General features: G+C 57.2%; 19 protein-coding genes, 1 tRNA gene and 4 pseudogenes. 17 read left to right on the forward strand and 7 right to left on the reverse strand.

The window, feature by feature from the left end; all coding sequences use genetic code 11:
• Nucleotides 1-1,984 precede the first annotated feature (1,984 nt).
• Nucleotides 1,985-2,097 (reverse strand) — tRNA-OTHER (locus tag FHX16_RS30440).
• Nucleotides 2,098-2,146: 49 nt separating this feature from the next.
• Here FHX16_RS30440 and FHX16_RS31760 point away from each other — a divergent pair.
• On the forward strand, nucleotides 2,147-2,512 hold the full coding sequence (locus tag FHX16_RS31760) for a LysR substrate-binding domain-containing protein (protein WP_405049345.1): 366 nt from the start codon (nucleotides 2,147-2,149) through the stop codon (nucleotides 2,510-2,512).
• 551 nt (nucleotides 2,513-3,063) lie between these two features.
• Here the strand turns inward: FHX16_RS31760 and FHX16_RS30445 are convergent.
• Nucleotides 3,064-4,437 (reverse strand): HD-GYP domain-containing protein, encoded by a 1,374-nt coding sequence (locus FHX16_RS30445; protein ID WP_259132028.1) that lies wholly within the window; start codon nucleotides 4,435-4,437, stop codon nucleotides 3,064-3,066.
• A gap of 469 nt (nucleotides 4,438-4,906) precedes the next feature.
• On the opposite strand from FHX16_RS30445, the gene FHX16_RS30450 reads away from it, so the two are divergent.
• From FHX16_RS30450 to FHX16_RS30460, 3 genes are read left to right on the forward strand one after another with little or no spacing between them, the layout of a single operon-like run.
• Entirely contained in the window at nucleotides 4,907-6,349 is a 1,443-nt protein-coding gene (locus FHX16_RS30450) for an ATPase domain-containing protein (protein ID WP_183759236.1), read from the forward strand.
• Nucleotides 6,346-7,407, forward strand: a complete 1,062-nt coding sequence (locus tag FHX16_RS30455) for a sensor histidine kinase (protein ID WP_259132030.1) — start codon at nucleotides 6,346-6,348, stop codon at nucleotides 7,405-7,407. The genes FHX16_RS30450 and FHX16_RS30455 overlap by 4 nt, the downstream gene beginning before the upstream one ends.
• 42 nt (nucleotides 7,408-7,449) lie before the next feature.
• Entirely contained in the window at nucleotides 7,450-7,911 is a 462-nt protein-coding gene (locus FHX16_RS30460; protein WP_183759234.1) for a hypothetical protein, read from the forward strand.
• 41 nt (nucleotides 7,912-7,952) lie between these two features.
• On the opposite strand, the pseudogene FHX16_RS30465 reads toward FHX16_RS30460, so the two are convergent.
• Nucleotides 7,953-8,919: pseudogene (locus tag FHX16_RS30465) on the reverse strand (IS1595 family transposase).
• A 376-nt stretch (nucleotides 8,920-9,295) separates the two neighbouring features.
• Here FHX16_RS30465 and FHX16_RS30470 point away from each other — a divergent pair.
• Nucleotides 9,296-9,559 (forward strand): AbrB/MazE/SpoVT family DNA-binding domain-containing protein, encoded by a 264-nt coding sequence (locus FHX16_RS30470; protein WP_183759232.1) that lies wholly within the window; start codon nucleotides 9,296-9,298, stop codon nucleotides 9,557-9,559.
• Nucleotides 9,559-9,918 carry a type II toxin-antitoxin system PemK/MazF family toxin gene (locus FHX16_RS30475; RefSeq protein WP_259132036.1) on the forward strand — a complete coding sequence of 120 codons (360 nt, stop codon included), beginning with the start codon at nucleotides 9,559-9,561 and terminating at the stop codon, nucleotides 9,916-9,918. Before FHX16_RS30470 ends, FHX16_RS30475 begins: the two co-directional genes overlap by 1 nt.
• A 509-nt stretch (nucleotides 9,919-10,427) precedes the next feature.
• Here FHX16_RS30475 and FHX16_RS30480 read toward each other — a convergent pair.
• A pseudogene (locus tag FHX16_RS30480) lies at nucleotides 10,428-10,793 on the reverse strand (glycoside hydrolase family 32 protein); the annotation flags it as partial.
• Between FHX16_RS30480 and FHX16_RS30485 the strand changes: the two are divergent.
• Nucleotides 10,787-11,160, forward strand: a pseudogene (locus tag FHX16_RS30485) (substrate-binding domain-containing protein); the annotation flags it as partial. The pseudogenes FHX16_RS30480 and FHX16_RS30485 overlap by 7 nt on opposite strands.
• Before the next feature lie 373 nt (nucleotides 11,161-11,533).
• Here the strand turns inward: FHX16_RS30485 and FHX16_RS30490 are convergent.
• Nucleotides 11,534-12,223: a FadR/GntR family transcriptional regulator gene (locus FHX16_RS30490; RefSeq protein WP_259132038.1), complete on the reverse strand. Its 690-nt coding sequence runs from the start codon at nucleotides 12,221-12,223 to the stop codon at nucleotides 11,534-11,536.
• 165 nt (nucleotides 12,224-12,388) lie between these two features.
• Here FHX16_RS30490 and FHX16_RS30495 point away from each other — a divergent pair, with 165 nt between their 5' ends.
• The 8 genes from FHX16_RS30495 to FHX16_RS30530 all read left to right on the forward strand — a co-directional run bounded on the left by FHX16_RS30495 (nucleotide 12,389) and on the right by FHX16_RS30530 (nucleotide 19,769).
• Complete coding sequence (locus tag FHX16_RS30495) at nucleotides 12,389-13,183, forward strand: transporter substrate-binding domain-containing protein (protein ID WP_259132040.1); 795 nt, start codon at nucleotides 12,389-12,391, stop codon at nucleotides 13,181-13,183.
• A gap of 71 nt (nucleotides 13,184-13,254) precedes the next feature.
• On the forward strand, nucleotides 13,255-13,929 hold the full coding sequence (locus FHX16_RS30500) for an amino acid ABC transporter permease (protein WP_259132041.1): 675 nt from the start codon (nucleotides 13,255-13,257) through the stop codon (nucleotides 13,927-13,929).
• Nucleotides 13,926-14,663 carry an amino acid ABC transporter ATP-binding protein gene (locus FHX16_RS30505; protein ID WP_310503165.1) on the forward strand — a complete coding sequence of 246 codons (738 nt, stop codon included), beginning with the start codon at nucleotides 13,926-13,928 and terminating at the stop codon, nucleotides 14,661-14,663. Before FHX16_RS30500 ends, FHX16_RS30505 begins: the two co-directional genes overlap by 4 nt.
• Before the next feature lie 30 nt (nucleotides 14,664-14,693).
• Nucleotides 14,694-15,953 carry a cysteine desulfurase-like protein gene (locus FHX16_RS30510; RefSeq protein WP_259132043.1) on the forward strand — a complete coding sequence of 420 codons (1,260 nt, stop codon included), beginning with the start codon at nucleotides 14,694-14,696 and terminating at the stop codon, nucleotides 15,951-15,953.
• Nucleotides 15,954-17,354, forward strand: a complete 1,401-nt coding sequence (gene hydA / locus FHX16_RS30515; protein WP_259132045.1) for a dihydropyrimidinase — start codon at nucleotides 15,954-15,956, stop codon at nucleotides 17,352-17,354.
• A 368-nt stretch (nucleotides 17,355-17,722) separates the two neighbouring features.
• On the forward strand, nucleotides 17,723-18,151 hold the full coding sequence (locus tag FHX16_RS30520) for a c-type cytochrome (protein ID WP_259132046.1): 429 nt from the start codon (nucleotides 17,723-17,725) through the stop codon (nucleotides 18,149-18,151).
• 249 nt (nucleotides 18,152-18,400) lie between these two features.
• Nucleotides 18,401-19,354 carry an alpha/beta fold hydrolase gene (locus FHX16_RS30525; protein WP_259132055.1) on the forward strand — a complete coding sequence of 318 codons (954 nt, stop codon included), beginning with the start codon at nucleotides 18,401-18,403 and terminating at the stop codon, nucleotides 19,352-19,354.
• Complete coding sequence (locus tag FHX16_RS30530) at nucleotides 19,341-19,769, forward strand: DoxX family protein (protein WP_259132048.1); 429 nt, start codon at nucleotides 19,341-19,343, stop codon at nucleotides 19,767-19,769. The genes FHX16_RS30525 and FHX16_RS30530 overlap by 14 nt, the downstream gene beginning before the upstream one ends.
• Nucleotides 19,770-19,836: 67 nt before the next feature.
• Here FHX16_RS30530 and FHX16_RS30535 read toward each other — a convergent pair.
• Nucleotides 19,837-21,186: pseudogene (locus FHX16_RS30535) on the reverse strand (transposase).
• Between the two features lie 180 nt (nucleotides 21,187-21,366).
• Here FHX16_RS30535 and FHX16_RS30540 point away from each other — a divergent pair.
• Entirely contained in the window at nucleotides 21,367-22,332 is a 966-nt protein-coding gene (locus FHX16_RS30540; RefSeq protein ID WP_259132049.1) for a quinone oxidoreductase, read from the forward strand.
• A gap of 101 nt (nucleotides 22,333-22,433) precedes the next feature.
• Here the strand turns inward: FHX16_RS30540 and FHX16_RS30545 are convergent, their stop codons facing one another.
• Nucleotides 22,434-22,850: a DUF4260 domain-containing protein gene (locus FHX16_RS30545; RefSeq protein ID WP_259132051.1), complete on the reverse strand. Its 417-nt coding sequence runs from the start codon at nucleotides 22,848-22,850 to the stop codon at nucleotides 22,434-22,436.
• An 88-nt stretch (nucleotides 22,851-22,938) separates the two neighbouring features.
• On the opposite strand from FHX16_RS30545, the gene FHX16_RS31765 reads away from it, so the two are divergent.
• Entirely contained in the window at nucleotides 22,939-23,349 is a 411-nt protein-coding gene (locus FHX16_RS31765) for a LysR family transcriptional regulator (protein WP_259186721.1), read from the forward strand.
• Nucleotides 23,350-23,415: the final 66 nt, after the last annotated feature.

Raw genomic sequence — 23,415 nt, forward strand, 5'->3', positions numbered from 1 at the left:
AGACTACTGCCGCCGGATAGAGCCGGATCTCGCTACCAATGCGCGCACATTCATCGGTCTTGCCGTCGTCAATGCGCATCGAAAATCGCGCTTACAGTTCTTGAGTTGCCACCACAGTGGAAAGCTCAAGGTTTCAGGAGCGCGGGTTCTTCTGAAACAGTGCCAAGTTGCTGCAGACGGTCTTTTACCCGAACCGGCGTCGGCAGTTGCCGCATTTTTGCTCGGATGCGCGGCACTCGCTAAGCCTCTCTCAGTCACTGCTGTGGATATCGGCGGGCAGAATGGTATCAGCGTACGTAGAACTAGAAGCGGGCGTGGCGTTTCAGTCGGTGGCGCTAATGGCGTCAACGCGAGCGTTGGAGACATCAAGCGGGGGCCTTGGCATGAATGCGTCGGTTGGCGGGTCTGCTGGCGTACATAGCAATACGTCCGGCGGGGGCAGCAGCGGCGGTCTCGCCGTCAGATTGGAATTCAGTCTGCGCGAGGGAACGTTTTACCGACAGTTCGCGTGATCTATCCATTTCTTTAAACAAGATTTCATCGCAGCGAGCTTCACCATGATGTTGATGGAAAGCCGTGGTGCTCGGGACAGTCGCGCGGTGTCAGCTTCGATGGACCTATGTATCATGAACGTGTCCCAACGGTTATAGCTGACACCGGCTGACACGCCGCCAGCGGGGAATCGGTAATTTATACGCCGAGAAACCAGCCCCGACATGCGCAAGCAGCAAAGGCTCGGCCTACCCTAGTGAACGCGCAATGGTGACCATCTCTGGTGGACACCGTCAATCAGTTCCTTTTCGCAATGCGCGCCCTCCCTTACGAGAGCGACCAAAAGTGCCGCAATTTCAATGCTTGTCCTTCTATCGTGCGAAACGCTGTTCTCCCGGCAGAGGATCTTAAAGGCAACCTTCACGAACGAAAAGTTCGTAGGTAGCTTTCTATTTGGAGCTAGATTTGATCGTTTGTGGTCGATGTGTTTGAGCACTGCAGTCCAAGGCAAGATGCTGTCATCGGCCAGGCTGCTGACGAGATAGTCCTCATTCACTGCAATCTTTCGCAAGACCAGCCTCCCTCATTCAAAACAAGTCGTTCGCGGCAAACACCAAGGCAACCTACCAGTATGAGCAACGCCTAATCAATGTACAAAAACAATAGTTCACTGTTTTATCGTTAGAGTAAACTTTAGAAGGGCACGATGACTGCCGCAACGTCAGGGATGTCCTCATCGAAGCAACCACATTGCGAGGGGAGGGTCTCGTTTGATTTTTCCAACGGTCGCGTCACTCGTCGATCCACAAAACACCACTCAGGTTACTTTAATGGGGCCGCGCCGATCCGTGCTATGTCATGCGCCGTTACGCCGTAGTCGCCGTTGAGACCCGGGAACCGCTATGTCGTGAACAAATCAGCGCGACAAGGCCTTATGGGCGGACATTTGAGCCGCGAGGCCATTCTCTCCCGCCAGACTTGGAGGGGTGTCTACGATGGCAAATGTGCGATCCAACAATGGTGACGAACTCTACAACATCGTCGATCGCAAACCGCACTCATTGGCGAACTGGAAAATATGAATTTTAGCGCGGACAAGATCGAGTTCGCGATTCATGATGTTCTCAAAAGCAAGTGGCTCGGTGCGATAGCGGCGCTTCAGGAAGCGCGCGAGGCCGTTCCCAAAGGTTTGGTGTCAGACGGGAATGAAGGATATATTCTGTCAACTGCCGTGTGGTAGAGAATGCTTTCATGGATGCAAAATTTCACGTCGCCGCCCTTAGTTCGCCCTGACCGGACGGCGGCGACAGCTGTAATGTAATGAGCCTAACCTCCTTTGCTCCGATGCGCTGAAGGCGGCGCAGGAATCTCAGGGAAGTCGTTTCCTGTGATGGGGGGTCACCACACGACACGGAGCATAAGTTGCAGGAGCTCGGCGAAGCATGTAGTGTTGGTTGAGTTAAGCACACCGATGTCGATGGCAATAATGGTTTGGTAGCCGAGGCAGGGATTCGAACCCCGCGTCACAGCTCGAAGGCTGGAAGCGACCTCAGGACACCTGAGGATAAGGAGAGCACCGCGCTCCAATTACGCTTACGCTCGGCTGCGAACGTAACGCAGGGGGGTCACGGTTGTTCCCGAATGTCGTCGTTGTATGCTAGCTCCGGAGTTAAAGCCCAGCGCTATCGAGAGACACTGGCTGTGCGACACCCGCATGGTCAAGGTCTGCGGTCCTTCACATCCCCTGGCTATGCCGGGCGCGGTGGCTTCTCGAGTCGAGCTAAGGTGCCACGTCCAGATTGTCGTCACTGACAATCAGCCTAACGCGGAGAAGTCGGCCGTATCAGTCGCAGGCGAGCGACAATGGCGCGTCAACGAGCTGGGAGCAAAGTACGATTTGCTTAAAGCTGGGTTGGGTTGGGGTCATATGCCGGAAGATCTTGTTTCCGAAGATCTGAAAGAGGGGTCCTCTCCCAGATCCAGCGCCATGGGTGGCACATCCGCCCGCTTACGTTCATGATATCTAAGCGACGCGGGCTCGACCTGTCGCCAGCTGAAGATCGTTTCGTCGCGATGCTCGGGGGAGCAATTTCCCATTTCTGGCTACGAGTTCCCGAAGCCGACTCCTCTGATCTCGCCACGGCGTTCTTATCCGTAATCCTCCCTCCCGGCTGGCTACAAGCCTGGCTCGTCCGAATGGGAGCGTCCGCAGAAGTTTGAGGTCGTGTTGTGAAGCCTCAGGGATTGAGACCCGCATAGCCCGCTACATCACCGCTAGCATGACTTTTCGGCGCTGTTCGAGGCGGTCGCCTCAGAGCCGAACAGGCGTACAAATGGTGCCTTCAGTGACTGTATTTCGAACTGCTCTCGCATCCGGAGGCTTCGAAGAAAGGCATCATCAGGGCGGCGTTCTACGCCTCAAGCCATTTGGCGATAATCTGGCCGCTACAGAACATCTTACCGAGGCCACGCGCGCTACCGATCCTTTCGTGCCTCGAAACCACGAACGTTTCTAGACATAGTGGTAAACGTGCGGCTCAGTGTAACTAGAGGCGTTTAGCCGAATTCAGCTCAAGCAGCGCTATGCGTGATCTCCGTTACCTGTCTCAGGGAGGTTCTGGCGATCGCACGTTCCAGAGCTTCGACGCAAATCGGATCGTGAGATCGCCCGGCATCCTCCCAAAGAATCGCAATTGCCTTTGTAATTGGCATCGCTGACCGATAAGGCCGGTCCGCCGTCAAAGCATCGAAGACGTCAGCCGTAGTCACAATGCGCACTTCCATTGGAATTTCGTCCGCCATCAACCCGCGCGGGTAGCCTGTGCCGTCGAGGCGCTCGTGGTGAGCGCCGCCGATACGAGCTGCGTCGGCAAATGCACCGATATGGGACAGGATCTCCTCCGAGAACGCGGCATGACGTTTCATCGCCTGCCATTCCTGGTCGTCGAGTTTGCCAGGCTTGTCGAGCACGCTGTTGCTAACGCCGAGCTTGCCGATATCGTGGAGTAGAGCGGCGCGCCGCAGGAACCGCCGATTGCCCGCATCGATGCCCATCTCTTCGGCGATCATGTCGGTAAAGAGCGCGACGCGATCGCTGTGGCCGGAGGTGTAAGGGCTTTTTGCGTCGATCACTCGCGCAAAGGCTGCGGCGATGTCGTCCAGATAGTCATCATCGGCCATGATTGCTTCCCGGCCGGGCTCGCTTTCCAGCACAACGGTCTCCAACACATCCGACCGAAGGGTTTCCCAGAAGGTCGGGTCGGCGGCGACGCGCTCAAAGGCGGCCGCAAGCGCCGGATCGAACCAAGTGCCTGCACGCTTGCGCACCTCGGTTATGGCTGCCGTGGGGCCGCCGCTCATCTGGAAGATATCGGCCACCTGCGACAGCAGGGCGATCCGTGAGAACAGGGGAATTGCCTCGCCGCCAATTCCAAGTGGCCGGCCACCGCCATTCCAATGTTCGTCAAGATTGAGCACGCCGGCGGCGACTGCTTCCGAGAAGCGCATTTGCCGGACGATCTCAGCCCCGCGCTGGCAACGAGTCTGAATGAGGTTTGTGACGATCTCGCCGCCATTCTGCATGATGTTAAGAATGCTACGGAAACGCCGCGCGAGGTCAGCCTGCAGGCCTGTATGGCCAAGCACGAAGCGCAGTACCTGGGAAAGACTGCCATCGACGAGCTTGAAATCACGCTTGAAGGAAAGGTCGTCGGTCAAATAGAGCTCGCAGATGCGCGCAGCATTGCTGCTGCAGCCGAGGTCTTTGAGCAGCAAAGTATAATAAAGTTCCTGCAGTTCGGTGTCCGGTATGCCGATTTCCTGACCGATGTGCGTTCCAATAAAGCAAGCACGAATGCAATGCCCGGGCGGCTGCCCCTCCGTCATGTCGAGGGCCTTGCTCAACGCTTCAATGATTTCTGCAAGCCTTATCTGGATCGTCTTCATATCGACCGTCCTTTGCCTGCCATAGCTTCACATAAATTTCTTTAGAAATCATTGTGTTCATCCTGTTGCGCGTACTAACTGGTCGAATGTCAGTGCATTTCGTCGAGCAGCTCCAAGGTGAGCTGTCGAATCCGTTAGAAGAACCGAGCGGACCTATCTTCTCGCACACAATCGGGCCGCTCCGAAGGTTCCAAAGGGAACTTTCGCTTCTCCTCGGCATTCACGAAGTGAGCAAGGCGACGTCCGCGAGTTACGGTAGGGATTCTGATAATTGGTGTGGTGCCAAAGGCGGAAATTCAAGCCTGTCACCTCGTGTTTAACCCCGTCAAGGACACTGCGCTGATTAAAGCGATCACGTGCTGGCCTTGATGTTTCCGCAGAGTCCCATATAAACCATCCCATCATCTATCAACGATGATGACGCGCCGTTTTCCAAGTGCGTCCAATGTCTTTTTGCGAAAGATGAGAAATGGCCAAGCGAGGAACGCCTGCTGTTGTCAGCACGGGGATAGAAGGCCTTGACGCGATTTTGCGCGGAGGGCTGCCCGCGTCTAATCTCTATATACTCCACGGTGCGCCTGGCTCTGGGAAGACGACCGCGGCACTTCAATTCTTGCGCGCGGGCGTCGAGGCTGGCGAAAGTTGCATCTACGTAACGCTTTCTCAAACATCCGCGGAACTCAGGGCTATCGCCAATTCGCATGGCTGGTCGCTTGACGGGATCCGAATTGAAGAGTTGACGACCTCCGGGACGGTCAGCGAGGCTGATGATCAGAGCATATTCTTAACGTCCGACCTTCGCCTCGATGAGACGCGAAAGGCGATCGAGGCAGCAATCGATGAGCACAAACCCCGCCGTCTTGTCTATGACTCGCTTCTAGAAATCCGCTTGATCACCGGGGATTCCCCCCGGTTTCGGCGCGAGTTGATTGGCTTTAAGTCGTTTCTAGCTAAACGGAACGTCGTTGCGTTGCTCCTTGATACGCAGGTTGCCGGCTATGACCGTAGCGGGGAGGAAGTGGAGGGTCTTGCACATGGGGTCATACGGCTCGACAAAGCGTTAGAGGAGTATGGCGGCGTTCGCCGCCGCATTGAGATTTCCAAGATGCGGGGGGTTCCGGTCGCGGACGGCTATCACGACATGGCCATCCGGGAAGGCGAGGGTGTTGTCGTATTTCCTCGGATTATGCCGAACACAGCATCGGAGCTTGCCAAGCCGGAACTGATAAAGTCGGGAGTTGCAGCGCTTGATGATATGTTCGGTGGGGGTCAGGAGGCGGGGACCACAACCCTGGTCATTGGACAATCTGGGACCGGCAAGTCGACGATGTCATCTCTTTATGCAACGGCCGCGCTACAACGAGGGGAAAGCGTGGCGCTTTTCCTGTTCGAGGAGCGGTTGGAGACATTTTTCCGGCGCTCCGAGGGCCTAGGGATGGAGTTGCGGCAGTTCCACAAGGAAGGCAAGCTCATTCTGCGTGACTTCAATCCAAATGAAATCTCGCCGGGTGAGTTCGGCCAAATTGTTCAGGATGCCGTTACCCAGAACAAGGCTCGCGTGGTAGTTATCGATAGCTTAACCGGTTACTTGAACTCGCTGCCACATCGGGAAAAGGCAGTTCGCGATATTCAATCGCTGCTAAAGTTCCTCGCTCGCTCCGGTGTGCTGACCATGTTAATCGTCGCCCAGCATGGTTTGATAGGTCAGAACGTGGGAATCGACGTTGACGTCAGCTTCCTCGGCGACACCGTTCTTCTTCTGCGCATAATGGAGCACGAAGGACGTTTGCGCCGAAACATTACCGTAGTGAAGAAGCGTCACGGTCCTCACGACCTTAATATCCAGGAGTTGCTGATCGAGAGCGGCAACGTAAGTGTGCTGCCCTACAATCCGCTCCCTGATCCAAAATGAACGCAGCACCGACCGAGGGCGAGCTGGACTGGGTTCTTGTGCTAGCTCCTTTTCGCAAGGATTCCGACTACATAGCTGCTTCCCTTCGTGAGCAAGATATTCGGGTCGAACAGTGCAAAATAGAGGACATGGTCCGTTTTCTATGGCTAGTTCCCGGCGTCATAGTCATCACGCATGAGGCTCTGACGCCAACGGCCGTTGCCAACGTTGCGGACTATGTCGTCAGACAGCCCGATTGGTCAGAGGTGCCGATACTCGTGCTCCTGGAGCGGTCGGCGCCCATCAAGCAGATTCGCACGCAGCTGCAAAATCGATGGCCGGGAGCCCGTCTTTTATTCCATATCCGCCCGATCAGCCAGCTGGAACTGGTCAACAGCATCCAATCCAACCTTCTTGTTCGACTACGTCAGAAGCAGGTCCGCGACTCCATCGAACGAGAGGTTGAACTGCGGCACGAACTTAATCATCGCATAAAAAATATACTTGCTAGCGTGACGTCTATCTTTCATATGACGAAGCGCGGCGCAGTAACTGCAGAGGACTTGGCCGGAGACTTTTCGGGTCGGCTGAGAGCGCTGTCGGATGTGCACACTGCCCTTTTTGATGCAGGCGGAGATGAGGTGTCCTTGGTGTCTGTCATTGACGTCACGGTCTCGCCATACAACACTAGGGAGTTGATGCGTATCCACACCCACGGTCCCGATCTAACAATCAGTCGCGCCTCTGCAACGACCATTGCTCTTTGTCTACACGAGCTCATCACCAATTCCATCAAGTACGGCTCGCTTTCAGTCGGTAATGGCTGCGTCAATATCGATTGGAAAGTTTCAGCAAGCAACACACCAACCTTTTCTCTTGAGTGGGTGGAGGCGGGTGGCCCCAACGTAGTTGCGCCGACGCGACAGGGCTACGGGACCAGGTATGTCCGTTCAGCGCTAGCCTCTCTTTTTGGTACTGCACCAGAGATCGTCTTTGCTCCGCAGGGTTTCCGCTTTCACGTCATTGGCCCCCTCAGAAATTTGCGGCATTATGGAGCAGTTGCCACAAGATTCCCCTGACGGCCGATGCTATCTCCTGAGGGTGCCTCGGGAGTGCTGAGTATGGTGGAAGTCTTAGACGAATTGAAAGCCAAGTTGGTCGAGATCGACGGCAAGATGGAAGAGCTGCGGCGCGAGATTGTCGTCCTCGAAGCTCAGAAATCCGCATTCGAGACGGTGATCAGAGTTTATGACCCCGGTTTCGAGCTGGCTGCGCCACCTTCGAAGGCAAGCCGCACGTCGTCGAGGGAAACAGCAAGCAGTCGCGTCACCGAACTTCTCAAGGGCAGGAATAACCGCCATATCGTACTCGACATCCTTCGCCGCGCAGAGCGCCCGACGACGACAGCGGAGATTGCCGACAGGTTCGCAAACGAGAGCGATCTCGGGAGCGAGGCGTCACGATTGGAGTCCGCCCTCACCAGTCGGTTCTCCGCAACGCTGAATGGTTTAGTGAAGCAGGGACTGGTGCGACAGGCTGGCACCGCACACGGTCGTCGCCACCTCTGGGAAATCAGCCGTTAGTCCGGCGGCTCGCCTTGCAGCCAGACCTGGTCGACGATGTTCTAAGCGGCGCACCGCCAGTAGCCGCAGAGGTTGCGCGATGTCAGCCTGCTGGCGATGGTTCGGAGGAGATCGGCGAATTGCCAGCGCAAGCCCATGTAGCGCGTGTCCTCCTTCCATGACAGCATCGCCATGTACCAGTCGAGGTACTTCGTCGAGAAGCGGTGGTTGATGCCTTTGCAGGCCTTCTCGACACGGCTGAAGAAGCTCTCGATCACGTTCGAATTCGTGCCGTCGTCCTCCTGGTTGCATGCTGTGGTTCACGCGGGTCAACTGAACAAGGCCGATAAGATCGTCGTACGCCTTATGCTCGTCGGCGATCAGGAGCGCCTTCGGATCGACATGTTTGGCCACGGCCGCCCAGGCATCCTTGCCGTTCTCGTCCATGATCACACGCGTCAGCGTCCGGTTCGGAGCGTGTCGATTCGCCTCTCTTAACGCGAGGACGCACATCCGTTTGCCGTTCTGGTTCTCCTTCTTGCGACCGTCCTTGCGCTCCTCCTTCTTGTTCGCCTTGCGAAGGACGCCGCCGACGTACTTCCCGTCGATCTGCACCGTGCCCTGGAGTCTGATCGCGTCGCGGCGGAGGCCGACGGCCTCGCGAAGCTTCTGCAGCAGGACATAGGCGGTCTTGTACTGGACATTGAGCTTGAGACTCAGATGGAGCGCCGCCATGCCCTTGGCGGTCGTGACCTCCTCCCAGATCGCCATGATGATCTTCTTGAACGAGAGCTTCCGGTCGGCGAACACGGTTCCGGACGTCACCGAGAACTCGGCGCAGCACTCCGGCTCCGAGCACCGAAAGCGGCGACGTCGGACGCTGTACGGCTCCAGACAGCCGCAGCGCGGGCAAAACGGATTGCCCCCGTTGTCGACCCAGCGGAAATCAACGAACAGACCGTAGGCATCGTCCTCGGTTAGCGACCAGACCCTCTCCGGGTCGAGATCGCGGCCATCAGGGCGGAGCAGCGGATGCTGCCCGAAGCCCTCTTTCGGGTCAGGCCAGGCGCAACGGTCGTATTTCGAACCTCCGGTCTCCTGCCGAGAAGGGGTCGTAGGAGTTCGGCCTCAGGATGGGAATTCGCTTCTGGAGCATGTTCAGGCTTCCGTTTGATACGCGAGACATAAGCGGACCGCTCCGTCGTAAGGACGGAGGCAGAAGGTCAGCGCTCTATTCGTATCGATCTGAACACGAGAGGACCGATACCAGGGATATCATTCGGAGTCGATTCGAATTGCTTTTACGCGTGACAGTCCAGTTAAAAATATCCATGAAGCTTGCGAGGGCAACCTTGCTTCATTCAAAGAATGTGCTATTTAAGTAGCACAAACTGGAGTTCATCAGATGAGTAACACAGCAAAGATTCGCCGTCAGGGCGGCGCGACCGTATTTAGCATTCCTCCCGCGCTTTTGAAGATGCTCGGCGTCGAAGTCGGCACAGAGTTGACCTTGGTTGTCAATAATGGGTCTCTTGTGGCGACCCCGAAGCAGGGAAAGAAAAGATATACGCTGGCTGAGCTGCTCGAAGGAGCAGATGAAATGGCTGCGCTCAATAAAGAAGCGGCCTCCTGGAATGTTAGCAAGCCTGTTGGTAACGAAGTGTTCTGATGGTCCGAAGCAACATTCCAAAGCGTGGCGACGTCTTTCTCATCGATCTTAATCCCATTGTAGGCAATGAAATGAGGGATGATCATCGCTGTGTCGTGATCACCCCTCGTGAAATCAATATGGTCGGCATGTGCCTTACAGTTCCCATTACGACGGGCGGTGCGTTCACCCGCAAAGCCGGTCTTGCGGTCAATATCTCAGGCCACAAAACGACCGGTGTGGCTCTCTGCAATCAGGTAAGAGCACTCGACATCCTGGAACGGGTGAAGCAAAAGACTGCCAAACATGTCGACACGCTGGATGCCTCCACCATCGACGAAATTGTCGCCAGAGTGGTCAGCATGATCGACCCTGCTTAGTCGGCCAACACACCGGCCGAGAACCATCACCTTAAATTTGCCTATTCCACCCCAAGGGGCCATGAGCCTTTAATCCGGTTTGTGGCAACTGCTCCATAATGCCGGAAATTTGAGCCAGACGTAAGCTGATGGTGCCTCAGACTAAGGCTCCGCTGTACAGTTTGAGATCACCCGAATCGAAGCATGGTTGCTTTCATCCGGCCGCCACAGCGACGAGCAGTATGCCGCTACGGGCGGCTCCCCCCATCTGTGGGTCATTCTCGACTACCGGCGCAGTTTCAGCGCATCATAGATGCGGTGCAGGCGCTTCCTGATCCATGACCCCGTGTTCGAGTGCAAGTTTCGATACTCACGCGGCGGGTTCAAGGCTGACCGCAAACAGGGTGATCTTTCGAACCTTGATAGAAACGACGTCGCCGATTCCGACACAACAGAGGACGGACAAAGCTGTCTCCCCTATTGTCGTCACGTGGGGCGTCTATCGATCAGAGCTTCGCCGCACCAGAAAATCATCTCGGATGCCTTTCAAATACCCACGCTGAAGCGGAGGATGAGATCTCGAGCTGATCAGGTTCGACATTCGCATAGCTGCGGCGGGTTCCGCAAACCGCTCCGCTGTCGGCAAAAATCTCGTCGATCCCGCTGTCATGAAACAGCCGAAAGTCCTTCCCGTTGCCAAGCGTCGCCATGTATTGGATTGAGCCATCGTCCTGGGCTAGCCGGATGGAAAGGACACCGTCGGCGATGCTTGCCTCGAAGGCAAGCTCGCCACCTTGCGTGGCGACAATCTTGCTACCCTGCAGCGGGCCAGAAAGCCGGATTTCGATAGGGGCGTTCGGCAGCGAATATTGACCACTTTGGGCCTCGCCGACTGGGAATGGAGGGACCGGTCGGAGCGGAGAAGAACTACGTTTTTGCCGTTGCAACGGAGATGCTACGGGAAACCGATCGACCGACCGCAATCATGAGCGGCAATGACGAAATGACGATCCAAATATACATTGCGGCAATGGCATTGGGCCTTCGCATTCCTGAGGATGTCAGTATCGTCGGCTTTGACGATTTCCGGACGTTTTCCCACGCGCTGAAGCGGGAACTTACCACTGTGGCCTTGCCTTATTACGATCTGGGCTTAGATGGGGCGGAATGTTGAATAGCGTAGTTGCGGGAAACAAGGCTCGTCCGAGCAGACGCCTTGTGCCCTGTAAATTGCTCAAGCGAACGTCGGTGAAAGCTTTGTAGGCGACGACCGGAAACACGCAGGTCGCTTGGGGCACAAATCAGGGCTGAGAAACGATCTATAAATAGATGAACTTGTTTTGATTAATGCTAGAGCCCGAAGCTCATCGCTAAGCCCAATCAATATGGCCGCTATACCCGCCGATCTTGTGGCCGAGGAACCTGATCAAGTTCTAGTTTGGGTCTCCCTGTAGAGGCATTCGACCCTATTGAGCGACAGCGGTCTTCAACAACACCGCTGTCACCAGGGATATTCGCTTTCCTACACGGTATTCGACAAAGATCAGCGGGTGACGCATGCGGCGATCACCGAGATGGGATGTTTCGGAAGTTTGCCGCGTTATGCCTTTGCAAAGCAGTCTGCATTAGCGACGGCTTAAGGAATGAGGCCCGCACAGCGGGCAGTATTCAGGACGTGGTTTTCCATTTCCTGCCGGGCGCGGATGGGGTCGTTGTCTCGCAGTGCCGTTATTATCCGTCGATGTTCGGCAATCGAGGCCTTCATACGTGCGGGCTCGGTGATCGGAATAGGCTGTCGCTGCGTCTCGGTTAATTGTTCTCGGACCACTTGGTAAAGCGCGCGCATCATGGCGTTGCTGCAGGCGGACGCGATGATGGCATGGAATTCGAGATCGGCCTCGACATTCGCGAGGAGGTCTTGTTTCGCCCAGCAATCCTCCATCTGCTTAGTCGCCGCTTCCATCGCCTGCAGCTGGTTGCCCGTGAGACGGCCGGCAGCCAGCGCGGCGATATTGCCTTCGAGCATGATGCGCGTCTGGAAGACATCGAAAACCGAGTAGCTGTCTGAGTAGCGCCATGGCGCCATGCCGCTGTTTGCAGCGCCGCCGCGCTCGGCGACGAAGGTTCCCCGGCCGGCTTCCGTCTTGATGAGGCCAAGCGTCTCCAGCGTAAGCAGCGCCTCGCGCAGCGACGCACGGCTGATGCCGAGCTTGGTGGAAAACTCGCGTTGAGACGGGATCTTCTGGCCGGCGGCGAGCTCCCCGCTCTGGATCATGTCCTGGATCAGGCGTGCCGCCGATTGCGGTACCAATGTCCTGTTGAGCATTCTTTCCATTCTCTCGGCATGTCGGGTAAGGGCACCCGGATTGTCCCGGCATTTTAATCCATCAGTCGCTTGCAAATGACAATAGACCGTGCTTGATTTGGCCTGACTGGTCAGACCGGTTAGACCAATAGCAAGAATGCGTAGCATAAAACAAGGGGAACCTAAATGCGTCGTTTTTCGATTTTGAAAACTGTAATGCTCTCCGGCGTCCTGGCACTTGCAGGAGCCGCCGCCCATGCCGCCGATCTCTCTGTCGGCGCCAATATCGGTAACGTTCCGTGGGAGTTTCAGGATGAGTCCGGCAAGACGGTCGGGTTCGAGGTCGATCTTGTCACCGAGATTGCAAAGCGCCTCAACAAGTCGGTCGAGTTCGTCAACATCCCGTTCAACGGGCTGTTCTCGGCCGTTCAGTCGGGCCGCATCAACATGGCGGTATCGTCGATCACCATCACCGAGAAGCGCCTGGAGTCGGTCACCTTTGCCCAGCCTTATTATGATAGTGACCAGTCGCTGACGGTTATGGCCGCGAGCGGCATCAAGGACCTGAAGGGAATGAGCGGGAAGGTCGTCGGCGTCGATACGGGCTCGACGGGTGACATGTGGGCAACCAACAACACCGCCAAATACAGCCTCGGCGAAATCCGACGCTTCGAAGGCCTGCAGCCGGCGATGCTCGATCTCGCCGCTGGCCGTATCGACGGCTACGTCAGCGACATCCCGGCGCTCCAGTATTACGTCAAGGACAAGCCGGAGATCAAAGTCGTCGAGCGCATTCCGACCGGCGAGAAGTATTCGATCATGTTCAACAAGGGTGATCCGCTGGCCAAGGAGGTCAACGATGTGGTCACGACGCTGAAGGGCGAAGGCTTCATTGCCAAGCTGCATGAAACCTGGTTCGGCGCCAAGGCCGAAGACACGACCTCGACCGTGAAGGTCGCGGATATGCCTGCGGCAAAATAAGGCCGGATGGTCAAGGATACGGATGACGGGTTTGCCCGTCATCCGCCCCGAAACGACTGATCGGTTTCTCAATGGATATTTTCACGACCTTCTTCAATCTTGCGGTGCTGGAGCGCTCTTTTCCGCTTCTGCTCTCGGGCCTGTGGATCACGCTCGAGCTTGGCGTGGTCAGCATTATCGGCGGCCTTATCGGCGGCCTGACCCTCGCTTTGCTTCGCCTTTACGGGCATCCGGTGATTCAGGCGCTTGCCAAGATCTATATCGACATCTTCCGCTCGATCCCGCTGCTCGTTCTCTTGATCGTCATCTACTATGCTCTGCCATTCGTCGGCATCCGGCTCTCGCCGTTCGTCTCGGCGGTCAGTGCCCTGACGCTGGTCTCGACGGCTTATACGGCCGAGATCTTCCGCGCCGGTATCGAGGCGATCCCACGCGGGCAATTCGAGGCATCGGAAGCGCTTGGCCTTTCCTACCGACATATGATGGCCGAGATCATCTTGCCGCAGGCGATCAAGATCGTCATTCCGCCGCTCACCAACAACTGTATCAATGTCATGAAGGACACAGCACTCGCCTCCGTGGTGGCGATGCCCGATCTACTCAAGCAGGCGACCCAGGCCCAGGCTCTGGCGGCGAACCCGTCGCCGCTGATCGGCGCCGCCGTCATCTATATTGCCTTCCTCTGGCCGATGGTCACCGTCGTTGCCAACCTCGAAAAACGCTTCAGTGCAGGGAGGCGCAGATGAAAACCATCGTCGATATCCAGAAGCTCGACAAATCCTATGGCGACTTCCAGGTGCTGCACGGCATCGACCTGTCGATTGCCGAAGGCGAGGTGGTCTGTGTCATCGGTCCTTCGGGTTCGGGCAAATCCACCCTGATCCGCTGCATCAATCACCTCGAGAGCTTCTCCAGTGAAAGCCGGATCGAGGTCGATGGCATCAAGGTTGAGCGTGGCAGGAACCTGGCACAAGTGCGGGCAGAGGTCGGCATGGTGTTCCAGTCGTTCAATCTGTTCCCGCATCTGAGCGTACTCAAGAACATCATGATCGCGCCGATGCGCGTGCGCGGCACGCCGCCCGAGGCGGCGGCGCGCAAGGCGAGGGAACTGCTCGCCCGCGTGGGCATCACCGAACAGGCGGACAAATATCCGGAGCAGCTGTCCGGCGGCCAGCAGCAGCGCGTAGCGATTGCCCGGGCGCTCGCGATGGAGCCGCGCGTGCTGCTCTTCGATGAGCCGACGTCGGCACTCGACCCGGAAATGGTCGGCGAAGTTCTTGACGTCATGCGCAAGCTTGCCGGCACCGGCGTTACAATGATCGTCGTCACGCATGAGATGGGCTTTGCCCGCCAGGTCGCCGACCGCGTGATCTTCATGGATGGCGGCCGCATCGTCGAGGCCGGTACGCCGGCCGAAATCTTCGACAGTCCGCGCGAGGAACGCACGAGAAGTTTCCTGCGCGCCGTTCTCAATCACTGACAAGAAAAGACAAGGTTCCGGAGGAACAACATGGAAGCGCAACCCCAACTCGACATCGATTTCGTCCGGAGCCAGTTTCCCGGCCTCGATCATGGCTGGGTGTTTTTCGACAATGCCGGCGGCTCTCAGATCCTGAAGCGTGCTGTCGAGCGGATGAACACGTTTCTCTACAACAAGAACGTTCAGATCGGCGGCAGCTATGATGTCTCGCAGCAGGCCGCCAAGGCTCTGATGGATAGCCGCATCGCCGCCATGCACCTCGTCAATGCCTCGCGCCCCGAAGAGATCGTCTTCGGCAGTTCGACGACCGTGCTTCTGCAGAACCTGGCGCGCTCGATGCGCAGCCAGCTGTCGGCAGGAGACGAGATCATCGTTACGATTTCCGACCACGAGTCGAATATCGGCCCCTGGGACGGCCTGCGGGATATGGGCGTCGTCATCAAGTTCTGGCCGCTCGATACGACGACCTACGAGCTCGATATCGCCGATCTGAAGTCGCTGCTGACGGAGAAGACGAAGCTCGTCTGCGTCACGCATGTTTCGAACATTCTGGGCGCCATCAACCCGATCGCCGAAATCGCCGAGGTCGTTCACGCCCATGGGGCTCGCATTTGCGTCGATGCCGTCGCCTATGCTCCGCACCGCGCCGTCGATGTTCAGGCCATGGACGTGGACTACTACGTCTTCAGCTTCTACAAGACCTATGGCCCGCATTACGCGATGATGTACGGAAAATACGAGCATCTCCTGGAGCTCGATCCGCTTTACCACTTCTTCTATGGCCGTGATAAGGTTCCGGGCAAGCTGGAGCCGGGCAATCCGAATTATGAGCTTGCCTACGCGGTGACCGGGATCGTCGACTATCTTTGTGAGCTCGGCACGAAAGCCGGTTCAGAGGGATCGCCGCGCGCGCTGATCCTTGCCGCCTTCGAAGCGATCACCGTCCAGGAGAACGCGTTGACGGAGCGTTTGCTGTCTTACCTGCGTAGCCGTAATGACTGCCGCATCATCGGCGAGACAGCCAATCGCAACGGCAGGCGCATTCCCACCATAAGCTTTGTCTTCGAAGGCAGGAATTCGGAGGATATCTGCAAGGCGATGGACGCCTACAAGATCGCGATCCGCTTCGGCGACTTTCATGCGCGCCGCCTCGGCGACCATGTCGGCCTGCCGCAATATAACGGTGCGGTGCGCGTCTCCATGGTTCACTACAACACCATCGGTGAGATCGACAGGCTGATCGCCGCGCTCGATGATATACTCGCCGACCAGAAGAGGGGCGCTGCCTGAATGCATTTCGACACGATCATCAAGAACGGGACAGTCGTCACTGCCAGCGATACGTTTCAAAGCGATGTCGGGATTCGCGAGGGGAAAATTGCGGCGCTTGCAGCGTCTCTTGATGGCGCGGACGAAATCATTGACGCCTCAGGCCTCTATGTGATGCCGGGCGGGATCGACAGCCATGTCCATCTCGCACAGCCATCCGGTGACGGCATCGTTATGGCCGACGACTTTGCAAGCGGCACCCTCTCGGCGGCGTTCGGCGGCAATACGACGGTTCTGACCTTCTGCATGCAGGAGAAGGGCACGACGCTGCGTGAATCGCTGAAGGCCTACCATGCGAAGGCCGAGGGCGAGTGCTATATCGACGTCTCGTTTCATCTGGTCGTGACCGATCCGACATCCTACGTGCTCGGTCAGGAACTGCCGGCGCTCGTCGAAGATGGATACACATCGATCAAGGTCTTCATGACCTATGAAAACCTTCGTCTACGGGACGACCAGATCCTCGCCACGCTGGACAGCGCCAGGCAATCTGGTGCGCTCGTCATGGTTCACTGCGAGAACGAAGATGCGATCCAATATCTCATCGGAAAGCACGAACAGAATGGCGAGCTCGCTCCGAAATTCCATGCGGTGAGCCGGCCGGCCGCCGCGGAGCGGGAGGCGACGCATCGCGCCCTTTCGCTCGCCGAAATCGTCGGCAGCCCGATCGTAATCGTTCACGTCTCGAACCGTCAGGCGATGGAAGAAATCGAGCGGGCCCGCAAGCGGGGCAGCAGGGTGGCTGGCGAGACCTGCCCGCAATATCTGCTTCTGACCGCCGATGATCTCGATGCCGCCGAACTCGAAGGCGCGAAATTTGTCTGCTCGCCGCCACCGCGCGACAAGGAAAGTCAGGAAGCCTGCTGGGAAGGTCTGCAGAACGGCACATTCGAGCTCTTCTCCTCCGACCATTGCCCATTCCGCTATGACGATGACAGCGGCAAGCTGAACGAGAAAGGCAAGCGGCATTTCCGCTGGATCCCGAACGGCATCCCAGGCGTCGAAACGCGGCTTCCCATCCTGTTTTCGGAAGGCGTCAGCAAAGGCCGTATCGACATCAACCGCTTCGTCGCCCTGTCATCAACGAACCATGCCAAGCAATACGGCCTCTACCCGCAAAAGGGCACAATCGCGATTGGCTCCGACGCCGATATCGCGCTCTGGGATCCCCAGAAACAGGTGACGATAACCAATGATATTCTGCACCACGGGGCCGACTATACGCCTTACCAAAGCCTGGAAGTTGTGGGATGGCCAGTTCTGACTATGCTCCGCGGCAGGTCGATCATCCGCGAAGGCGCGGTGCAGGGCACCTTAGGGCAGGGCCAGTATCTGCGAAGAATTCGGAATGATCAATTCTAGCGGCAGATTTGCAGGTTTCGCCCGACCCGTCGCGGTTTCGACCTGACCGTTCCGAGTATGCGACTATCTGGACCTCATTGTCGAACAAGGGTCGCGCCGCGTCGCGTGTCCGCTGCCTGCCGTGTAATCAACGGCAATTTGTGTCGGCTTCGTAGGAGCTCGTCTTATGGCCGCGGTGCCGGAGCAGTATGGGCTTTTTCACTTGCCGGAACCGCTTCGTGCAATGAAGAAGCAGGTATTTGGGATCCGTTTTGCGAGAAATCGCAAAGACCTTGACGGGTTGACGATAACTGCATTGGGACCTTCTCAAGGCGGCCTGACGACGGGGATCCACGCGGAGGAGGGATATCCTCCAGCTAGGAGGAACAATGGAAACTCATTTCGGTTCTAAGTTGATGCCGAATGTCGATGTATGGTCCGGCCAGTTAGCAATAGCACGGGAAATTGCCACGGCTTTTTTGGCGCTTTTTACGACACAGGCTTCTGCGGCGGATTTGGAGCGCGGCGCGAGGCTGTTCAGAGCCTGCGCAAACTGCCACGTCGTCGACAACGAGCGCAGTACGTTCGGTCCATCGCTCAAGGGCGTCGTCGGCAGAAAGGCAGGCGGTCTCGAAGGGTACAACTATTCCCCGGCGATGCGGAAGGCGGGAGAGGACGGCTTGATCTGGACGGTGGACGACCTCTCTGAATTCCTTTCAAAGCCGACCAGGAAGGTGCCCGGCACCACGATGCGGTTCTCAGGCCTTTGGGGTTTCGAAATCGTTGACCTGGTTGGCTACCTCGAGGCAAATCGATAAGCGGCGGCCTTAAAGCCAGAGTGAATGTCCCGAGTTTCGACTGAGGTTGCCGTGTTTATGTCCCAGAGTGGCTTTGTAGGGAAGAACGCCTCAACGAACGTCTAACCAGCAGACCGACGAAATTTCAGCGGTGTTGATTTCTACGAAACCAAACTCTCGCTCCGATCGTATTGTCAATGAACGCCAGCCTTTTGGAGCAACATGAGCCCGCGCCTTCTCACTTCAATGATAGCCTCCATCATGTTCGCCATGTCGGCCGCCTGCGCGCCGACCTTTGCAATATCGGACCAAGCTCGGTCTCTACGCATCGATGTTGGCGGGCTCAAACTCAACAGTATCCTCCTCCAACCAGGCCCGAAGGCTGATCTCCCGCCGATCGTATTCATTCACGGAGCCAGCACGAGCCTTTACGATCCGATGTTATCTTTCCGCCGCAAGCTGGAGGGGCGCGCGAAGCTTTTATTCCTGGATCGGCCGGGCCATGGAAACTCTGACGCAGGTGCGGCGGCAAACATCCTGCCCGACGCACAGGCGGACGCGATTGCAACTCTTATGGAAAGGCGGGGTATCCGCAGAGCAATTATCGTCGGTCATTCGTTAGGCGGCTCGATCGCTGCCGCACTCGCTGTTCGACATCCAGACAGGGTAGCGGGTTTGGTCTTCCTCTCTCCCGCAGCCTATCCTTGGAAGGGTGGCGTCGCATGGTATTATGGTGCTGCCGCCGCGCCGATCACAGGAACACTATTCAGCGGGATTATCGTGCCGCCTCTCGGATTGGTTGCTATCGATCGTGCGGCTCGCGAGGTGTTTTCGCCGAACCAGCCGCCTGCGAACTATGCCCACGAGACGAGAGCGCTGCACGCTCTGCGCCCAGCTGCCTTCCGCCATAATGCCAGAGAGGTCTCCTCCCTAAGCGAATGGGCCAAGACAGCAAGCCTGGAGTACCGCACGATTAAGGCCCCAACGCTTATCATCACCGGTGACGCCGACAGAATTGTCTCGCCTGATGTGCATGCCCGGCACCTTGCCAGCGATATCAAGGACTCCAAACTAATCGTTGTTCACAATCTCGGACATAAATCAGACTACGTGGCGAGTGACCTTGCGATTGCGGCTATCGAAACGGTCGCCGGTCGCAAACCACATTTGATCGCTATTGCAAGGTCGGTGGAACGACGGATAGCCGCCGATGGCAAGGACTGACGTGTGGCGCGGACGCTCGCGACTCGGTCTGGCCCTGCTCTATAGCCTCGCAGGTGTCCTTCATATCGCCATTCCCAACCCTTTTTTAAGCATTACGCCATCTTGGGTGCCGGACCCCCCTCACGTGATCTTGATGACAGGGCTGTGCGAGATCGCCGGGGCCATCGGGCTGCTCATCCCGACAGTCAGGCGATATGCTGGGATGGGACTAGCGTTATACGCGGTCACAGTGTTTCCAGCAAATCTCAAGCATGCGCTCGACAGTCTTGGAGGGTCAGGTGTTTCCCCTTGGCAATGGCTGTATCACCTGGTTCGTCTGCCCCTGCAACCGGTTCTAGTCTGGCTTGCTCTATTTGCAAGCGAGGCGGCGATGTGGCCATTTGCAGATAGGCGGGGAGGGCGCTCGGCTGAGTGAAGGACGTAGCCACATGGATTAATCAGGTCACGCGATCCACATCCAATCTCGGAAAAATGTGTCTTCCTCACTTTGTGTGGTGATGACTATTGCTGAGCGGTAGCATGCGCGCTCTGAGTCGCTCCGCGACCGCTCTACCGTAAATCGACGTTTTATCGTCTTCAGGCGGTTGATCTAGCCTTCCACTTGGCCGTTGCTCCAGGGGAGTTCAACGGCGTTGCGGACGGCGCCGAATTCCCGGTGCAAAACGCGCGCGAACCTGATGATCGGAGCGAGGTCTGAGTTGACGGCAACGTCGATCCAGATGTCGAGCTTGTTTCACCGCGTCGGAGAATGCCGCGAAATCGCATGGCAAGGCTGCGCATCAGGCCAAACTCAAGTGATCCCTGCTTAAGGACGTCTACCTTGCTCGCTTGCTTGATCGTCAGCATCCTTCGCGGCTTCATGCAAGGGCAGCTGCAACCACCGGCGAGATCACATGACCGGTTTCCGGATCGCGTATCGAGACTGCATTGCGGCCCGGTTGATCGGGTGTAATGGGAGCCGGCAAAGCGATGTCCTTAACTGATCTCTCTGCGCTGCGCCAGCTTGCGAGAAGTTGCTCGAGGTTCGAGAAACTACCGGTGTAACCGCGCTGTTTGATATCGTGAGACAATGCCGCCCGCAGCGATTGCCATTTTCTCAGCACTCAGCGAGAAACGCCTCGGAGCATAAAGTTGATGTTGACTTCAACGCCGACCTTCGCCGGTCGGGTGGCGTCTCGAAGGTCAGCCATTTTGCAATGCTGCGCCGGCCGTAGCCGGTGCGCTGTGCCATCTCTGAACAGGACAGACCCTTCTTGCGCAGGGCGCGCGCGGTCTCGAACACTATCTGCCGTGATGTCGATGAGCGTGACGCACCCGGCGCCGATACGTTGCATCAACCTGTGGATCCTCCTGAATTAGATCGACTTGTACGCTCCGGATTATCTTATCCCGCAGCACGCGGAATCCCGCTAAATTGCCGTAGGATCGTGTCGTCGCTGAAAGGCATGCCGAGCCTTCGCATCAAGCGCTCGCCAGGACGGCCGCCTGCACTATGAGCCAGCAGCCGACAATATCCTAGACCCTCCTCGTCCGGCGCGCATAAGGGGAGCAATCGTCGGCAGCCGGTCGGTGAACGTTTGTCGTTGACAGTTCTGATTTGCGCACCGCCATCGGCTCAACCCAAGCTTTACCGTTACGGTCCTGCCTTGGACCGGCAGATCTTGAAGGCTTCGGTTGCACCAGCCATGCCGATTTCGAGTCCGCCAGCCGCAATCAGGGCATATACCGAACTCTGGTCCGGCAGCGGAGACAATCCAACCGTCATCAGCAGTAAGCGCGACACCCAGGACTTTTGCTCCTGGGCCGGGCGACCATTTCGATTTCGTTTGCATGCCCGCCCATAGCGGCGCGATGGTAGCAGTGAGTGAACCACACAAAGCGAGGAAGACCCCGATTAAATGCCAAGCGACATCGTGTTTCTACAGTCGTTGCGCTTTTAGTAAGAATGGGAGATCAAGCCGACATGAGGTTTCTCGTCCACGCGATTTGCGCGGATTTTTTGGAGTCAGAACATGCATGCACTTGTTTTTGATCGATTTGGCGAGCCGGAAGTCCTTGAATGGCGGGTGGTGCCTGATCCCGTCCCCGCATCCGGCTCGGCGTTGGTCCAGATTTCCGTCGCAGGCTTGAACTACGCCGACGTCTACAGACGCCGCGGCGATTACCACATGGACGCGACACCGCCATGGATATTGGGCTACGAAGGCGCCGGCGTGATCGTGGCTCTCGGTGGGAGTAATATGTCTGGCTTCAAAGTCGGGGACCGCGTCGGATTCGCGGACAGCCCGCGCGCTAATGCCGAATTGGCGGTCGTTGCCACGTCAAAGTTGATCGCGCTTCCAGACGAAATCTCTTTCGAGACCGCTGCCGCTGTGCTCCTGCAAGGCTTGACGGCACAGTACCTGACATCTGACAGCTACACGATACGAAGAGGCGACGTCGCACTGGTGCACGCAGCCGCAGGTGGCGTCGGGCTCCTGCTCACGCAGATGCTTGCGGCTAGGGGCGCCGAGGTTGTCGCTTTGGCCTCGACCGTGGAAAAGCGGGAAGCCGCAATTCGCGTGGGGGCCAGGCTGGGGCTCTCGTACGAAGAGGATTGGAACTCGCCACTCGAGTCCAGCTTCGGGAGACTGGCCGACGTGGTTTTCGAATCCGTCGGGTCAACGCTCGAGCGGAGCATGGGTGCTCTTCGTACCGGTGGAACCGTCGTCTTTTATGGCTTCGCGGGCGGAAACCCTCGTTCCATAAATCCGCGACAGCTTATGGACAGGTCGCTGACGATCACAGGCGGGGATCTATGGAATGTGCTGACTGGACCGAAGGAGCGACGTCGCAGAGCTGACGAGCTGTTCCAAGCGATACTTTCAGGAGCGCTGAAGGTCGAAATCGCGGAGAGGGTCCCAATGAGCGAAGGCGCGCGCGCTCATCGGTTGATCGAGAGCAGGGGCACGATTGGCAAGATCTTGCTCACAGTCTGATCTCGTGCAGCGTCGTTGTTGCGCGCTGTAGCGTGGTTGATGCTGCTTACGAGCACCTATCGAGCCTCGTCGGGCCGGCTCGGGTTTGGGCAGCGCTTTTATCATTTTCTGACAAACGGGCCGAGGTGCGTGTGCTGAAATGCGTCCGTGTACTTGAGCCCGTATCCGACAGCCCGGTCGAAGCCTATGTGAGCAATCCAAATTATGCCCATCGCGATGCCGAATTCAATATCTGAGAAGAGCGATGCTGCGATAATGAGGCATGGCGTAACGTAGCTGTGCCCGATATTATAGATAAGAGCGCCCAAACGAGAATTTAGCAGATAACCGACCATGAAGATGTCGGGCGCGAAGAATAGAGCAGCGAATACAATCCACGAAAAACCCGAGTGCCAGTAGTAAGATGTTGCACATGCCAGCACGGCGAGACCCTCGAGCCTCAGAAATATGTGCGGTATGCCGACGACGACTCCGTCATCAGTTGAATTGTTGATGTGTCTCTGCCAGGCGCCGTTCATGTTTGCCTCCAAGTTGACAAACGCGGTTTAGTGCATCGTTCGCTCGCAGAACATTGACTAATATTGGTCAGCCGCTCATACATTTTTGATGAGCAGTCGTCCGTCGTGGGATCGCCTTGAAGTCCTGTCGGCCGTGTTGGAGACGGGGAGCTTCTCCGGAGCGGCAAGGAGGCTGAGGCTTGCGCAGCCGACGGTGCGACGCCAGATCGAAATCCTTGAAGTTGAGCTGGGCGCAAAGCTTTTCACGAGGACAACAGCAGGGATGCAGCCGACCGACGCGGCACTGAACGCCAAACGCTACGCTGAGGACATGGCACGGTCTGCCGAGGCGCTGGCAAGATCGGCCTCCGGTGGTGATCGCGAGTTTATCGGAACCGTGCGCATTTCGTGCAGTGAAGTCGTTGGCGTGGAACGGCTCCCGCAGCACCTGGCCGACCTAGCTGCGAGCCACCCACGTTTGCAGTTTGAATGTAAGCGCGAATTTCGGTGCGCCTTTTGAGGCGCAGCGCTCTGAGGCATGAAGTGTCCACCAAAAAATAGGTGGACACCAAATCATGGATGAAGA

Origin of the sequence: Rhizobium sp. BK661 (genome assembly GCF_024808825.1) — a bacterium.
In the GTDB taxonomy this organism is placed as follows: Bacteria; Pseudomonadota; Alphaproteobacteria; order Rhizobiales; family Rhizobiaceae; genus Rhizobium.